Below are 15,338 nucleotides of genomic sequence, written 5' to 3'. Positions count from 1 at the left end.
CGGTCCCGGCGGTACTGGGGTTAGATTCTGGGCACTGCGGCGGTCGGGGGAGTGCCGGGTGACTCTGATTCATCGAGTACGACGTTCTGTGGGGTCCGTCTGCTCGTAGTTGCCTACGGAGTGTTCATGTTCGTGAGCGGGTTCATCGTCCTGATCGGCACGGCGGCGGGCCGGACCGGCATCGACATCGGCCGCGTGGGGCGGCTGGCGTGCCGGCAGCGTCTCGCTTGGTGACCGCGCCGCACGGCACGACGCGCCACGGCCGGGACGTACCGGCTCCGGGCGGTCCCGCCGCGCGGTGAGCGGAAAAAGGGTCCGGGAATTGGCGCCGGACCGAAAATACGCCGGTGATCGGACCGAACAGGTGCCTGATCGTGCCGGCCATCGACCATTCTTCTCATTGTCTTCGGTCTCCTCTGCCGCGGCCATTGGCGCGGTGCCGGGTGGCGTACGCGCGCCGGGCCAGGGACCGGTCGAGCGTTGAAAGGAGTCCGCGTGCAGGGACTCACCGCCATTCTGTTCCCAGACCAGGGCGCGTACCGGCCCGGAGCCCTGGCCGCGCTGCGGCGGCGGTCCGCGGCGGCGGCGTGGGCGCTGGAGCGGATCTCCGTCGCCGCCGAGGGGCGGCTCGATCCGCTGCTCGCCGACGACCCCGGCCACTCCGCGGACGAGCTGGCCGCTGCCGACCCCGGCCTGCTCCAGCTCGCCATCTTCGCCGCGTCCGTCGCCACCTGGGCGGCCAACGAGGGAGAGGTACCGGCCGGATCGGTGCTGATGGGCCACGGCCTCGGCGAGATCGCCGCGCTGACCTGTGCCGGCGGGTTCTCGGTCAAGGACGGCACCCGCATCGTGGTGGCCCGCAGCGAGGCGCTGGCGCAGCTCGGAACCTGGCGCGGCGGGATGGTCGCGCTCGGTCTCGACGCCGCCCGTACGGCGGCGGCGATCCGGTTGGTCGACGATCCGACGCTGGCCGTCGCATCGATGAACACGCCGACCCAGACCGTCGTGTCCGGCTCGGATTTCGCCCTGTCCAAGCTGTCCGAGCTGGCCCGCGGCGTCGAGGTGGACTGCGCCCGGCTTCCCGCGCCGTACGCCTTCCACAGCCCGCTGATGGCCCGCGCGGTCGACCCGTTCCGGGCCGAGCTGGGCGGCATCCGGCCCGGGCCGCTGCAGCACCGGGTGTACTCGCCGCTGCTCGGCCGGTACGTGCTGGACAACGACGACCTCGGCGGCCTGCTGGTCGACCAGTTCCTGTGCCCGGTGAACCTGCTCGCCGCGGCCCAGGACCTGTCGATCCGCGGTGTCCGCAACTACGTCGAGTGCGGCGTCGGCCGCACCACGATCGGCCTGGTACGCCAGTGCGTCCCGGTGACGCGGGCGACCACCTGGGACGACGAGGCGCCGGCCGCGGCCGAGGAACGCCCGGCGGGTGGCGCCGGTGGCGGCAGCGTTCCGGTCGCCCCGCACAGCACGCTGTTCGACGGATCCACCGCGGCCGATGCGGAACGGATCGACGCCTCGGCGGCGGACATCGTCGCCTCGGTGGTGCACCGGGCCACCGCCGGCCCGCCGGTCTCCCCGGCCGTGCGCCCCGGACCGGGCCGGATGCCGGTGCCGGCCGCTGGCAGGTTCACCGCCGCACCGGTACCGACGACGGGCTTCCTGCCCGCCCGCTGACCACCCGTCCGGCCGGTTCAGTCCCCCCGTACGGCCGGCCGGACGGGTACCCACCGGGGTGACCGGAGCGCCCGGTCAGCCGATCCCGGCCACCCGCAGCAGTCCGGTCGCGGCCACCGCGACACCGACCACGACCAGGAACGGGGCCCGCAGGACCAGCGCGACGCCGGCCGCGGCGAGCCCGGCCAGCCGGGCGTCCACGGTGAGCTGGCCGCTGCCGGTGGTGAGGGTCTGCACCGCGGTCAGCGCGGCGAGCAGCGCCACCGGCAGCAGCGCCGCGACCCGTCGTACCCAGGGCCGTTCCAGCACCCCGGCCGGCACCGACAGGCCGAGGATCTTCCAGCCGAAGCAGCCGGCCGCCATGGCCAGGATCGCCACCCACACCAGCAGGTCGTGACTCATCGCCGCGCCTCCCCGGGCTCGTTCGCGCCGGCACCGGTGCCGCGGACCGGCCGGCGACCGGCGAGCAGCACCAGCGGTACCGCGAGGGTGGCGAGCAGGATCGGTACCCCGGAGGGCAGCACCGGGCTGGTCGCCAGCGCGACCGCCACCGCGATGCCGGCCACCCAGTACCGCTCGCGCGCACCGCGCAGCTGCGGTGCGAGCAACGCGAGGAAGCAGGCCGGACCTGCCACGTCCAGCCCGTACCGGGACGGGTCGCCGAGCGCGGTGGCGCCCACGGCACCGGCCAGCGTGGTGGCGTTCCACAGCACGAACAGGGTCGTCGCGGTGGCGCCGAAACCGAGCCGGGCCGACCGGCGGTCCGGCTGGGCCAGGGTCACCGCGGTCGTCTCGTCGATCACGAACTGGGCCGCGGCGAGTCGCTGCCGGACCGTGGTGAGGCCGAGCAGCGGGCCGACCCGCAGCCCGTACAGCGCGTTGCGGGAGCCGAGCAGCAGCGCACCGATCGCGCCCGGCAGCGGGTTGCCGCCCGCGGCCACCGCGGCCACCAGCGCGAACTGGGACGCGCCGGTGAACGCGAGCAGGCTCAGCACGCCGGCCTGCGCCACGCTCAGCCCGCCGGCGACCGCGGTACCGCCGAACGCCACCCCGGACACACCCACCGCGATGCCGACACCGAACGAGTCGCGCAGCACCGCGCGACGCGGCCGGGTGGCACTTTCACACACCGTCACGTGGCCACGCTACGAACCCGTCCCGCCCCGGGTCTTGTACGTTCCTGCACGGCGGGATCAGCGGGCGGCATGCTGGCGCGCGTACGCGCCGGGCGGCACCCCGACGATGCGCCGGAAGTGCCGGCTCAGATGCGCCTGGTCGACGAACCCGACGGCCGCGGCGACGTCGGCGGGCCGGCCGCCGGAGTCCAGCAGCCGGCGCGCGACCCCGACCCGGTGCTGGGTGAGGAACGCGTGCGGCGGCAGCCCGAAATGCGACCGGAAGCTGCGCGCCAGGGCGTACGGCCCGGTACCGACCTCGGCGGCCAGTTCGGCCAGGCTCGGCGGCGTCACCAGCCGGTCCAGCAGCAGGTCGCGGGCGCGCACCGCGAGCCGGACGTCCGGCCGGGGCGACTCGGGCGGCACCGGCCGGCGCCCGGCGTACCGGGTGAGCAGCCCGCCGAACAGGCGGTGGGTGAGGCTGGAGGCGGCGAGCGCGTCGCCCGTCTCGGCGGCCCGGTGCGCGGCCAGCAGCAGCGCCGCGAGCTGCGGGTCCGCCACCACCGGCTCGGGGAACCACGGCGTGCCGGGCGGCAGCCCCAGCTCGTCGGCGATGCCGCGCAGCACCGGTACCGACGGGTAGAGCACCCGGTACGCCCAACCTTCCGGTACGCCCGGTTCGCCGGTGTGCACGGTGTCCGGATTGACCAGCCCGATGCCGCCCGCTCCGGCGCGTACCACGTCGCCGCGGTACCACCACTGCTCGACGCCCTCGCGAACCAGCGCGATCGCGTAGGCGTCGTGGCTGTGCCGGGCGTACCGGTGGTGGACGAAGCGGGCCCGGAGCAGGTCGACGTCCGGCAGCGCCGGATGCCGCCAGAACCGCGCCGTCTCGCCCGACCGCATACCGGAACGGTACGGGCCGCGGCACCGCACCGGCCAGCCGGTGTGCCGCCCGGGACCTGCACCGCCTCGGCCGGCCCGCGCAACCAACCGGACTCGCCTCGCTCGGCCGGAGTCTCCACCACACGGCCTAGGCTGGCGGCATGACCGACGTCGATGGGTACGACGCGGCGGCGACGGCCCGGTATGCGGACGAGCCGCCGAAGGACACCGGCGCGGCCCGCAGCCCGTTCGCCCGCGACCGGGCCCGGATCCTGCACAGCGCGGCGTTTCGCCGGCTGGCCGCGAAGACCCAGGTGCACCAGGCCGGGCTGGCGCCGGCCGGGGTGGACGACTTCCCGCGCACCCGGCTGACCCACTCGCTGGAGGTCGCGCAGATCGCCCGGGAGATGGGGCAGCGGCTCGGCTGCGACGCCGACGTGGTCGACTCCGCCGGCCTCGCGCACGACCTGGGGCACCCCCCGTTCGGGCACAACGGCGAGGCGGCGCTGGACGAGCTGGCCCGCGGCTGCGGCGGGTTCGAGGGCAACGCGCAGACGTTGCGGGTGGTGACCCGGCTGGAGGCGAAGGTGGTCGACGGCGCCGGCGGCTCGGTGGGGCTGAACCTGACCCGGGCCACCCTGGACGCGGCCGGCAAGTACCCGTGGCCGCGCGGCGCGGCCCCGGACGGCGGCCCCAAGTTCGGGGTGTACGCCGACGACCGGCCGGTGTTCGACTGGCTGCGCGCCGGTGCGCCGGACGGTCGGCCGTGCCTGGAGGCGCAGGTGATGGACTGGGCCGACGACGTCGCGTACTCGGTGCACGACATCGAGGACGGCGTGCACGGCGGGTACCTGCGGCCGGAGCTGCTGGCCGACCCGCAGGAGCGGGCGGCGCTGTGCGAGCTGGTCGCGGCGGAGTACTCGACCGAGTCGGCCGTCGACCTGGCCGGGGTGCTGGCCGAGCTGCTCACCGATCCGGTGGTGGCACCGCTGTCGGGCTACGACGGCGGGCCGGCCGCGACGGTCGCGCTGAAGCGGGCCGCCTCGGCGTTGATCGGCCGGTTCGTCGACGCCGCCGTCGACCGGACGCAGTCCCGGTACGGCACCGCGCCGCTGTGCCGGTACGCGGCGGAGCTGGCCGTGCCGCGCCGCACCCGTGCGGAGTGCGCCCTGCTCAAGGGCATGGCCTGGCGGTACGTGCTGGCCCGGCCGGACGCGGCCCGCCGGTACCAGCGGCAGCGGGAGTTGCTGCACGACCTGGTCACCGAGTTGGTGGCGCGCGCCCCCGACGCGCTGGACGCGCTGTTCGCGCCGCGGTGGCGGGCCGCGCCGGACGACGCGTCCCGGCTGCGGGTGGTGATCGACCAGGTGGCGAGCCTCACCGACACCTCGGCGGTCGCCTGGTACCGCCGGCTCACCGGCAGCCCCATCGTCGCCCTCTGACGGGGGTACCGCGGCGTCGTCGCTCGGATTGTTCAGCCAAGCTGATCAAGTTTTCCGCATCACATCATGTGCCCGCCGAGAGTCGGCCTGAAAGTATTCAGCTAAGCTGAAGAAATGAGCGGAACGCAGGTGACGTCCGGCGTGGCCCGCGACGCGAACGAGCTGCGGCTGTCGGTGATGCGCCTGGTGCGCCGGCTGCGGGCCGAGCGGCCGGCGAGCGGGCTGAGCCTGACCCGGGTCAACGTGCTCGGCCGGCTCGACCGGGAGGGCCCGGCGACCATGTCCGACCTCGCCGCCGCCGAGGGGATCACCCCGCAGTCGATGGCCCGTACCGTCGGCGAACTGGTCGACGCGGGACTGCTGACCCGCCGGGCCGACCCGGACGACGGCCGGCGACAGCTGCTCGACGTGACCCCGGCGGCCCGCCGGCTGCTCGCCGAGGACCGGTCCCGCCGGGACAGCTGGCTCGCCGTCGCGCTGACCGAACGGCTGTCCGCCGAGGAACGGGCCATGCTGCGGATCGCCGGCCGGCTGCTCGACCGGCTGGCCGAGGGCTGACGAAGGGTGACATGAGCACCGGCACCACCACCGCACCGCCGGGCGCGCCGGCCCGATTACCGAGCCGGCTGGTCGGCTCGATCGCGTTCGGCACCCTGCTGCAGGCGCTGAACTCGTCGATGATCGCGGTCGCGCTGGTCGGCATCCGCACCGACTTCCACGCCGGCGCCGACGCCTCCTGGCTGGTCTCCGCGCTGTACCTGGCGACGGCGGTCGGCGCACCCACGATGGGGCGGCTGGCCGACCTGATCGGTCCGCGGCGGGTGTTCCTGGCCGGGCTGCTGCTGGTGGCGGTGGCGTCGGTGGCCGCACCGTTCGCGCCGACCCTGGGCGTCCTGATCGGCTGCCGGGTGCTGCTGGGCCTCGGCACCGCGGCGCAGTATCCGGCGGGCATCGCGATGGTACGGATGGCCGCCGCGCGCGGCGCGCCGCCCGGCGCCGGGGCCACCGGCCGGGCACCCCGGGGCGTTCGGGCGGCGAGCGCGCTGGGCATCCTGTCGGTCTGCTCGCAGACGGCGGTGGCGTTCGGTCCGACGCTGGGCGGTGCCCTGGTCGGCGGGTTCGGCTGGCAGTCCATCTTCCTGGTGAACCTGCCGTTCGTGGCGATCGGCGCGGTGTGCGTCGGACGCTGGGGCCCCGCTGGTACGCCCCGGGCCACGCACCGCCCGGCCGGGGCGGCGGCACTGCGCCGGCTCGATCCGGCCGGGCTCGCACTGTTCGCGGCGACGATGACGGCGCTGATGCTGTTCCTGCTGTCGCTCGCGTCCGCGCCGCGCTGGTGGCTGCTGCCGGTGGTGCTCGCGCTGGGCGCCGCCCTGGTCGGGCACGAGCTGCGCGCCGCCGAACCGTTCCTGGACGTCCGGCTGCTGGGCCGCAACCGGGCGCTGACCGGCACCTACCTGCGCACCGCGCTCACCTACGTCGCGTTCTACGCGATCTTCTACGGGGTGCCCTCCTGGCTGGAGCAGGGTCGCGGGTTGTCCGCCGCCGGGGCCGGCCTGGTGGTGCTGCCGATCGCCGGCCTCGGCGTGTTCATGACGCTGGTGGCCACCCGGCTGGTCCGCACTCGCGGTCCGCGGCTGCCGCTGCTGTTCGGCTCGCTCGGGCTGCTCGTCGGGGGCGTGGTCCTCGCGACCGTGGTGCACGCCGCGACGCCGGTGCTGGCGTTGCTCGCGGTCAGCGCGGTGCTCGGCCTGCCGAACGGCTTCAACAACATGGGCAACCAGACCTCCATGTACGCCGCCGCGCCCGCCGACGCCACCGGTGCCGCGTCCGGGCTGTACCGGACCTCGCAGTACGTGGGGGCCAACCTGGCCGCGGCGCTGATCGAGCTGCTGTCCGCCGGGGTGGCTCCGGACACCGGCCTGCACCGGCTGGGTGTGGCGGTCGCCGGCATCGCCGCGGTACTGCTGCTCGGCAGCCTGCGCCGCCGGCGCTGACCGGCCCCGTGCCGATCCGAAGCTGGTGCGTCGGAAGGTGGCCGATTCGCTGAGGGAGACCATGGCCTTGGCCCCGTCCCGTCGAGGCCTGCCCGGGCGGACCCGCCCGAGCCGCGCCGGCCGACCGGCTGGTACCCGGCGAGATCGGCGCGTTCGGGTTGTCCGGGTCGGCCGCTGGGGGCAGGCTGGGGCCATGACCGAACCGATCACCCCGGACGGCGAGACCGAACGCGACGAGGCCCGCGAGGTGGGTCGCCCGCCGGGCAGCAGCAGGCCGGAGACGTTCGTCGTGGTCGGCGGCGGGCTCACCGCCGGCCGGGCGGTCGAGACGCTGCGCACCGACGGGTACCAGGGCCGCATCGTGCTGCTCACCGACGAGGAGGAGATGCCGTACGAGCGGCCCCCGCTGTCGAAGGGTTACCTGCTCGGCAACGACCCGCGCACCGTCGTGTTCTGCCACGACGAGTCCTGGTACGCGCAGAACCGGGTGGAGGTGCGCCGTGGCGTGCGGGCCACCATGCTCGACACCACCGAGCACGTGCTCACCCTGGACGGCTACCACGAGCTGCGCTACGACCAGCTGCTGCTCGCCACCGGGTCCCGGGTGCGCACCCTCGACGTGCCCGGCGCGGACCTGCCCGGGGTGCGCTACCTGCGCACCCTCGATGACGCCGACGACCTGCTCGCGCTGCTGCGCGCCACCGGTGGTGGCCGCCGGATGGTGGTGGTCGGCGCCGGCTGGATCGGCCTGGAGGTGGCCGCGGCCGGCATCTCGCACGGAGTGTCGGTGACCGTGGTCGAACCCGAGCCGTGCCCGCTGCGCCGGGTGCTCGGCGACGAAGTCGGCGCCTTCTTCGCCAAGCTGCACGCCGACCACGGCGTCGACTTCCGCTTCGGAACCACCGTCGAGGAGATCCGCGGGGAGCGCGGTGCGGTCGCCGGGGTACGGCTGTCCGACGGCACCGAGCTGCCGGCCGGCGTGGTCGTCGCCGGGGTCGGGATCCGGCCGGCGGTGGAGCTCGCGGTGGCCGCCGGCATCGCGGTGGACGACGGGATCGTCACCGACGAGCGGCTGCGCACCTCGGCGCAGGACGTGTTCGCGGCCGGTGACGTGGCCAACTCGTACCGGCCCTGGCTGGGCCGGCGGATCCGGGTCGAGCACTGGTCGAACGCGCAGGACGGCGGGGTCGCCGCGGCACACTCGATGCTCGGCCACGACCACGTGTACGACCAGGTGCCGTTCTTCTTCTCCGACCAGTACGACCTGGGGTTGGAGTACTCCGGCTACGTCGACGACGTGGCCGATCCGGACGTGCGGGTGGCGTACCGCGGCGACCCCGGCAGCCGCGAGTTCATCGCGTTCTGGCTGCGCGGCGACCGGTTGCTGGCCGGGATGAACGTCAACGTGTGGGACGTCAGCGGTCACATCGAGGCGATCGTGAAGGCCGGCCGGCCGGTCGACGAGTCCCGGTTGACCGACCCGTCGGTACCGCTGGAGTCGCTCGCCGACTGACCGGAAGCGGCGGCCGGCCGATCGCCGTGCCGGCGGCTCAGGGTGCCGGCGCGGCGAGGAAGACCTCGATGCCGTCGAGCAGCCGCTGCAGGCCGAACTCGAACATCGACGCCAGGTCCGCGTCGACCTCGTCGTGCATCGCCGACGACAGCTGCGGGAAGCGCTCCGGGTCGACGACGGCGAGCATCGACGGCTTCTGCTGCTCCATCCACTCCTCGTCGGTGAGCCCGGTGTCCTCCTGGGCCCGCAGCTCCGGCTCGATGTTGACCGCGAGCCCGCGCACGTACATCAGCACGATCAGGCCGGCCCGGAACCTGGTGTCGAGGTCCAGGCCGTACCCGTCGAAGGCGGCGAGCAGCCACTCGGTGTAGTCCATCCCGTTCGGGATCGACTGTGGCCGGGTCATCGACAGGGCCGGCGCGGCCCACGGATGCCGCTGGCAGAACGCCCACATCGTCCGGGCGGCGACGGTGCACCGGGCCCGCCAGCCGGCCGGCGGCTCGGCGGGCAGCGGCTGCTCGCCGATCGCCGCGTCGAGCATCCGGGTCACCAGCTCGTCCCGGCTGGCCACGTGGCGGTACAGCGACATGGTGGCGATGCCCAGCTCGGCGGCGACCCGGCGCATCGAGACCCCGGCCAGGCCGTCCGCGTCGGCGATCGCGATCGCGGTGCGCACCACCTCGTCCCGGCCGACCGGGCCCGCCGGCCGCGCGGCGTGCCCCGCGGTCCGCCGGGTCGTGGTCGGCGGGGCCTCGGTCGGCCGGGCCTCGGGCGGCCGGGCCTCGGGCGTGGTCGGGACCGGCGCGCTCGCCGGCTCGGCGACGACGGTGCCGACCCCGTGCACCGCCCGGACCAGGCCGGCCTGGCGCAGCGCGGTCAGCGCCTTGGTGGCGGTCGCCATCGCCACTCCGTAGTCGGCCACCAGCCGCCGGGTCGACGGTACGGCCGCGCCGGGGGCCAGCTCGCCGGACTCGATGCGGCCCCGGATGTCCGTCACGATCTGCCGGTACGTCGCCGCCATGGTGCACCTCCGCACTAGTGCACTGGATCCTACGCGACCTGGTGCACTAGTGCGTCACAGGTCATCTTCCCTGCTCATTCGCCCAGTCTGGGCAGTCGGTGGAAGTGTATGTACAGTGTACCGAGGAACGGCGGCGCGACGATCGTGCCGGCCGTACGGACGAGGGAGCGAACCATGACCCAGGTGCTGATCAGCGGGGCGAGCATCGCCGGCCCGGCACTCGCGTACTGGCTGCGCCGGTACGGGATGGACGTCACGGTGGTGGAGCGGGCACCGGCGCTGCGGCCCGGCGGCCAGGGCATCGACGTGCGCGGCGCGGCCCGCACGGTGATCGAACGGATGGGGCTGATCGACCAGGTGCGCGCCGCGCACACCGGCACCCGCGGCATCGCCAACGTGGACGAGCACAACCGGCGCACTGCGGAGATGTCCGCCGAGGCGTTCGGCGACTCCGGCGGCATCGTGGCGGATCTGGAGATCCTGCGCGCCGACCTCTCCCGGATCCTGGTCGAGGCCGCCGACGGGGTGGAGTACCTGTTCGACGACACGATCACCGCGCTCGACCAGCATGCCGGCGGGGTCGACGTGACGTTCGAGCGGGCCGGCGCGCGACGGTTCGACCTGGTGGTCGGCGCGGACGGGATCTTCTCGGCGACCCGCCGGATCGCCTTCGGAGCCGACGACTGGCGGATGGCCGACTCCGGCTACCACCGGGCGGTGTTCACCGCCCGCACCTCGCTGCGGCTGGACGGCTGGGAGCTGATGTACTCGATGCCGGCCGGCAACGGCACCACCGGCGGCCGCAACGTGCTGCTCTACCCGGCGCACGACGAGGCGCGGGCGATGTTCCACTTCGCCTGCGACCCGATCGACTACGACCGGCGCGACATCGCTGCGCAGAAGGCGATCGTGGCGCGGGTCTTCGCCGGGGAGCGCTGGCAGGTGCCGGAACTGCTCGCCTCGATGGCGGACGCGCCCGACTTCTACTTCGACCGGGTCGGGAAGATCGAGATGACCCGCTGGTACCGGGACCGGGTGATCCTGCTCGGTGACTCCTGCTTCGCCGGATCGGTCGGGATGGGTACCTCGATGGCGATCGTCGGCGCCTACGTGCTGGCTGGCGAGCTCGCCGCGGCCGGCGGCGACCACCGCACCGGGTACCCGGCGTACCAGGCGCGGATGGCCGGCTACGTGGCGGCGAACCGCAAGCCGCTGCCGGGCGGGGTGAAGGGCTTCCTGCCGGCGACCCGCCGCGGCATCCGGCTGCGCGACTGGTCGATGCGGATGATGACGAAGCTGCCCGGCGGCGGCATGATGATGGGCGGCATCGACAAGGCGGTGAACGCCATCGACCTGCCCGACTATCCGGTGCCGGCCGCCCGCTGACCGGCCAACGCCGGCGCTCGCGCCGGCGGCCGGCCCGACCGGCCGCCGGCGCCGTCAGCCCTTGATGCAGATGACCTGGCGCAGCTGCTGGACCACCTCGACCAGATCCGACTGCTGCGCCATCACCTGATCCAGATCCTTGTACGCGGCCGGGATCTCGTCGACCACACCCGCATCCTTGCGGCACTCGATACCCGCGGTCTGGGCGGCGAGGTCCGCCTCCCGGTAGATCTGCTTCGCCTTGGTGCGGCTCATTCGCCGCCCGGCGCCGTGCGACGCGGACACGAACGCGTCGGTGTTGCCCAGGCCGCGAACCAGGTACGAGCCGGTGCCCATCGAGCCGGGGATGATGCCGAGCTCACCGCGGCCGGCGCGGATCGCGCCCTTGCGGGTCACCAGCAGCTCCACCCCGTCGTACGTCTCCTCGGCCACGTAGTTGTGGTGACAGGAGATCGGCTCGTCGAACCGGATGCCGGGCAGCTCGGCCCGCAGCACGCCGGACACCAGCGCGAGCATCAGCTCCCGGTTGCGCCGGGCGTACTCCTGCGCCCAGTACAGGTCGCGGCGGTAGGCGGCCATCTCCGGCGTGCCGGCGACGAAGACCGCGAGGTCCCGGTCGGGCAGGTCGGCATTGTGCGGCAGCTTGCGGGCCACCGCCATGTGCCGCTCGGCCAGTTCCTTGCCGATGTTGCGGGATCCGGAGTGCAACAGCACCCACACCGAATCCGATGTATCGACGCAAACCTCGCAAAAGTGGTTGCCGCCGCCGAGCGTGCCGAGCTGCTTCATCGCCCGTACCTGGCGGTGCCGGACGCCCTGGTGCAGACCCCCGAACCGGTGCCAGAACTCGGCCCAGCCCGCGGTCTTGACGCCCCACAGGCGACGCGGGTCGACCGGGTCGTCGTGCGCGGCGAAGCCGACCGGCACGACCGCCTCGATCGCCGACCGCAGCGAACCGAGATCGTCCGGCAGCTGCGCGGCGGTCAGCGAGGTGCGGACCGCGGACATGCCGCAGCCGATGTCGACGCCGACCGCGGCCGGCGCGACCGCCTGCCGCATCGCGATCACCGAACCGACCGTCGCGCCCTTGCCCAGGTGCACGTCCGGCATCACCGCGATCCCGTGCACCCAGGGCAGCGAACCGATGTTGCGCAGCTGCCGCAGCGCATCGCCGTCCACAGTGGAGGGATCGGTCCACATCCGCACCGGCGCGGCGGTGCCGGGCAGCAACGAGTACGACATGACGGTCTCCAGGGATCGGTACGGCACCGCGCCGGTGCTGCGTGGCCGGGCGCGCGGCGGGTCGGTACGAGGATGCCGAGTCGGCGCCGGTGGGGGCAAAGTGTTTTGTCCGGCCGCGCGACGTGGTGACGTGTTCGGCCGCCGCAGCGTGGGACGGCGGTCACCGGCCGGCCGGCGGTACGAGCAGTGCGAGAGGATGGCGGGATGGTCGAGACGCAGGATCTGGTGGTGGCGCTGCGGCGGGCCGGGGTGCCCGAGGTGGACGCCTCCGCCCGCCGCCGTGCCGAGTACTCCACCGACGCCTCGCTGTACCGGGTGCCACCGACCGCGGTGGCCTTCCCGCGGCACGCGGACGAGGTCGCCGCGGCGCTGGCGGTCTGCCGCGAGCTGGGAGTGCCGCTGACCGCGCGCGGCGCCGGTACCTCGATCGCCGGCAACGCGGTCGGCACCGGCCTGGTGCTCGACTTCTCCCGGCACCTGAACCGGATCGAGGCGGTGGACCCGGACGCCCGGACCGCGGTGGTGCAGCCGGGGGTGGTGCTCGACCAGCTGCAGCGGGAGATCGCGCCGCACCGGCTGCGGTTCGGTCCGGAACCGTCCACGCACAGCCGCTGCACGTTCGGCGGCATGATCGGCAACAACTCGTGCGGCTCCCGGGCCCTCGCCTACGGGCGCACCGCGGACAGCGTGCTCGACCTGGACGTGCTGGCCGGCACCGGGGAGCGGCTCACCGCGGGCCGCGGCGCCGACCCGGCGTCCTCGCCGGTGCTGTCCGCGCTGCACCGGGCCACCCGCGAGCACCTGGCGACCATCCGTACCGAGCTGGGCCGGTTCGGCCGGCAGGTGTCCGGCTATTCGCTGGAGCACCTGCTGCCGGAGCACGACTTCGACGTGGCGCGGGCGCTGGTCGGTACCGAGGGCGGCTGTGCGGTGCTGCTGCGCGGCACCGTCTCGCTGGTGCCGGTGCCGCCGGCGACCACGCTGGTCGCGCTCGGCTACCCGAGCATGGCGGCGGCCGCCGACGCGGTACCGGCGTTGCTGCCGCACCGGCCGATCGCGCTGGAGGGGTTGGACATCCGGATCGTCGAGGTGGTGCGCAGCCGCCGCGGGGCAGCCGCGGTGCCACCGCTGCCGGCCGGCGAGGGCTGGCTGTTCGCCGAGCTGGCCGGCGAGTCACCGGCGGAGCTGGAAGCCGCCGCGGCGGCGCTGATCGCCGACTCGGGTGCGCTGGACGCCGCGGTGGTGCCGGATGCGGCGGCGGTGTGGCGGATCCGGGAGGCCGGCGCCGCGCTGTCCCAGCGGTCGGCGCACAACCAGCCCGCCTACGCGGGGTGGGAGGACTCGGCGGTGCCGCCGGAGAAGCTCGGTGCCTACCTGCGTGAGTTCGACGAGCTGCTGGCGGCGCAGGGCCTGTCCGGCATGCCGTACGGGCACTTCGGCGACGGTTGCCTGCACGTGCGGATCGACTTCCCGCTGTCCGGCGGCGAACCCGGAGTGCGGCGGTTCCGCGAGTTCCTGACCGAGGCGGCGAAGCTGGTCGCCTCGTACGGCGGGTCGATGTCCGGCGAGCACGGCGACGGGCGGGCCCGCGGCGAGCTGCTGCCACTGATGTACTCGTCGGCCGCGCTGTCCGCGTTCGCCGCGGTCAAGGACGCGTTCGACCCGGACGGGGTGCTCAACCCCGGGGTGATCGTGCGGCCCCGTCCGGTCGACGCCGATCTGCGGGTACCGGCGGCCCGCCCGGTCACCGACCGGCTGGCGCTGGCGTTCCGGCACGACCACGGCGATTTCGGCACGGCCGTGCACCGCTGTACCGGGGTGGGCGTGTGCCGCGCCGACAACACCGGCGGTGGCGGCGTGATGTGCCCGTCGTTCGTCGCCACCCGGGACGAGAAGGACTCCACCCGGGGCCGTTCCCGGGTGCTGCAGGAGATGCTGAACGGCACGCTGGTCCGCGACGGTTGGCGCTCCCCGGAGGTGCACGAGGCGCTGGACCTGTGCCTGTCCTGCAAGGGCTGCGCGAGCGACTGCCCGGCCGGCGTGGACATGGCGAGCTACAAGGCGGAGGTGCTGCACCAGGCGTACCGGCGGCGGCTGCGGCCGGTGTCGCACTACACGCTGGGGATGCTGCCGCGATGGTCCCGGCTGGCGTCGCGGGTGCCGGCGCTGGCCAACGCCGCGCTGGCCGCGCCCGGGGTGGCGGCGGTGGCGAAGCGGCTGGCCGGGGTGGACACCCGGCGCTCGGTGCCGCGGTTCGCGCCGCGCACGTTCCGGCACTGGTTCCACAACCGTCCATATCGGACGGACGGGGATCCGGTGCTGCTCTGGGTGGACACCTTCACCAACCACTTCACCCCGGAGACCGGTGCCGCGGCGGTGCGGGTACTGGAACGGGCCGGGTTCGCCGTGCAGCTGCCCGATCCGGGGCTGTGCTGCGGGCTGACCTGGATCTCCACCGGCCAGCTGGACGCGGCGAAGCGCATCCTGCGCCGGTCGGTGGCCACCCTCGCGCCGCACGCCCGCCGCGGCGTGCCGATCGTGGGCCTGGAGCCGTCCTGCACCGCGGTGCTGCGCGGCGACGCCGTGGAACTGCTCGACCACGAGGTCGCCAACCGGGTCGCGGGCGCCACCCGTACCCTCGCCGAGCTGCTCGGCGAGCGCCCCGGCTGGCAGCCGCCGGACCTGTCCGGGGTCGAGGTGCTCGCCCAGCCGCACTGCCACCAGCATGCGGTGATGGGGTGGGACGCGGACCGGGCACTGCTGGAGCGGGCCGGCGCGGCGGTCCGGTCGGTCGGCGGCTGTTGCGGCCTCGCCGGCAACTTCGGGATGGAACGCGGCCACTACGAGGTGTCCGTCGCGGTGGCCGAGTCGGCGCTGCTGCCCGCGGTCCGCGACGCGGACGCCGACACGGTGCTGCTCGCCGACGGCTTCTCCTGCCGTACCCAGCTGGCCGACCTCGGCGAGCGCCCCGGCCGGCACCTGGCCGAGCTGCTCGACGCCGCCGTCTCGGACCGCTGATCGCTCCACCGGGCCGCCCGCGCCGGCCGGACGGCGCGCGTC

Annotated in this window: 12 protein-coding genes; 7 read left to right on the top strand and 5 right to left on the bottom strand. The window is 74.5% G+C overall.

Annotated features, from left to right (window positions below; genetic code table 11):
- The first annotated feature begins 495 nt into the window (after positions 1-495).
- Entirely contained in the window at positions 496-1,677 is a 1,182-nt protein-coding gene (locus Athai_RS19805) for an ACP S-malonyltransferase (RefSeq protein WP_203962879.1), read from the top strand.
- A gap of 75 nt (positions 1,678-1,752) precedes the next feature.
- Here the strand turns inward: Athai_RS19805 and Athai_RS19800 are convergent, their stop codons facing one another.
- The 3 genes from Athai_RS19800 to Athai_RS19790 are packed head-to-tail and all read right to left on the bottom strand — an operon-like array spanning position 1,753 to position 3,698.
- Complete coding sequence (locus Athai_RS19800; RefSeq protein ID WP_239157043.1) at positions 1,753-2,079, bottom strand: AzlD domain-containing protein; 327 nt, start codon at positions 2,077-2,079, stop codon at positions 1,753-1,755.
- Positions 2,076-2,813 (bottom strand): AzlC family ABC transporter permease, encoded by a 738-nt coding sequence (locus Athai_RS19795; protein ID WP_239157042.1) that lies wholly within the window; start codon positions 2,811-2,813, stop codon positions 2,076-2,078. Before Athai_RS19795 ends, Athai_RS19800 begins: the two co-directional genes overlap by 4 nt.
- A 57-nt stretch (positions 2,814-2,870) precedes the next feature.
- Entirely contained in the window at positions 2,871-3,698 is an 828-nt protein-coding gene (locus Athai_RS19790) for an AraC family transcriptional regulator (RefSeq protein ID WP_203962878.1), read from the bottom strand.
- 140 nt (positions 3,699-3,838) lie between these two features.
- On the opposite strand from Athai_RS19790, the gene Athai_RS19785 reads away from it, so the two are divergent.
- From Athai_RS19785 to Athai_RS19770, 4 genes are all read left to right on the top strand, one after another.
- Positions 3,839-5,119 (top strand): deoxyguanosinetriphosphate triphosphohydrolase, encoded by a 1,281-nt coding sequence (locus Athai_RS19785; protein WP_203962877.1) that lies wholly within the window; start codon positions 3,839-3,841, stop codon positions 5,117-5,119.
- Between the two features lie 114 nt (positions 5,120-5,233).
- Complete coding sequence (locus Athai_RS19780) at positions 5,234-5,677, top strand: MarR family winged helix-turn-helix transcriptional regulator (RefSeq protein ID WP_203962876.1); 444 nt, start codon at positions 5,234-5,236, stop codon at positions 5,675-5,677.
- Between the two features lie 11 nt (positions 5,678-5,688).
- Entirely contained in the window at positions 5,689-7,116 is a 1,428-nt protein-coding gene (locus Athai_RS19775; protein ID WP_203962875.1) for an MFS transporter, read from the top strand.
- A 193-nt stretch (positions 7,117-7,309) separates the two neighbouring features.
- Positions 7,310-8,629 carry an NAD(P)/FAD-dependent oxidoreductase gene (locus tag Athai_RS19770; protein ID WP_203962874.1) on the top strand — a complete coding sequence of 440 codons (1,320 nt, stop codon included), beginning with the start codon at positions 7,310-7,312 and terminating at the stop codon, positions 8,627-8,629.
- A gap of 37 nt (positions 8,630-8,666) precedes the next feature.
- Here the strand turns inward: Athai_RS19770 and Athai_RS19765 are convergent, their stop codons facing one another.
- Positions 8,667-9,650: a TetR/AcrR family transcriptional regulator C-terminal domain-containing protein gene (locus Athai_RS19765; RefSeq protein ID WP_203962873.1), complete on the bottom strand. Its 984-nt coding sequence runs from the start codon at positions 9,648-9,650 to the stop codon at positions 8,667-8,669.
- A 174-nt stretch (positions 9,651-9,824) separates the two neighbouring features.
- On the opposite strand from Athai_RS19765, the gene Athai_RS19760 reads away from it, so the two are divergent.
- Complete coding sequence (locus Athai_RS19760) at positions 9,825-11,036, top strand: FAD-dependent monooxygenase (RefSeq protein WP_203962872.1); 1,212 nt, start codon at positions 9,825-9,827, stop codon at positions 11,034-11,036.
- A gap of 54 nt (positions 11,037-11,090) precedes the next feature.
- On the opposite strand, the gene Athai_RS19755 is transcribed toward Athai_RS19760, so the two are convergent.
- A complete protein-coding gene (locus Athai_RS19755; protein ID WP_203962871.1) occupies positions 11,091-12,278 on the bottom strand; it encodes an RtcB family protein in 1,188 nt (395 codons plus the stop codon).
- A 204-nt stretch (positions 12,279-12,482) separates the two neighbouring features.
- On the opposite strand from Athai_RS19755, the gene Athai_RS34840 reads away from it, so the two are divergent.
- Positions 12,483-15,296: an FAD-binding and (Fe-S)-binding domain-containing protein gene (locus Athai_RS34840; RefSeq protein ID WP_203962870.1), complete on the top strand. Its 2,814-nt coding sequence runs from the start codon at positions 12,483-12,485 to the stop codon at positions 15,294-15,296.
- Positions 15,297-15,338 lie beyond the last annotated feature (42 nt).

It is taken from the genome of Actinocatenispora thailandica, from assembly GCF_016865425.1.
GTDB lineage: Bacteria > Actinomycetota > Actinomycetes > Mycobacteriales > Micromonosporaceae > Actinocatenispora > Actinocatenispora thailandica.
The sequence above is the reverse complement of the archived record's forward strand: the minus strand, read 5'-3'. Positions and strand labels throughout refer to the sequence as shown.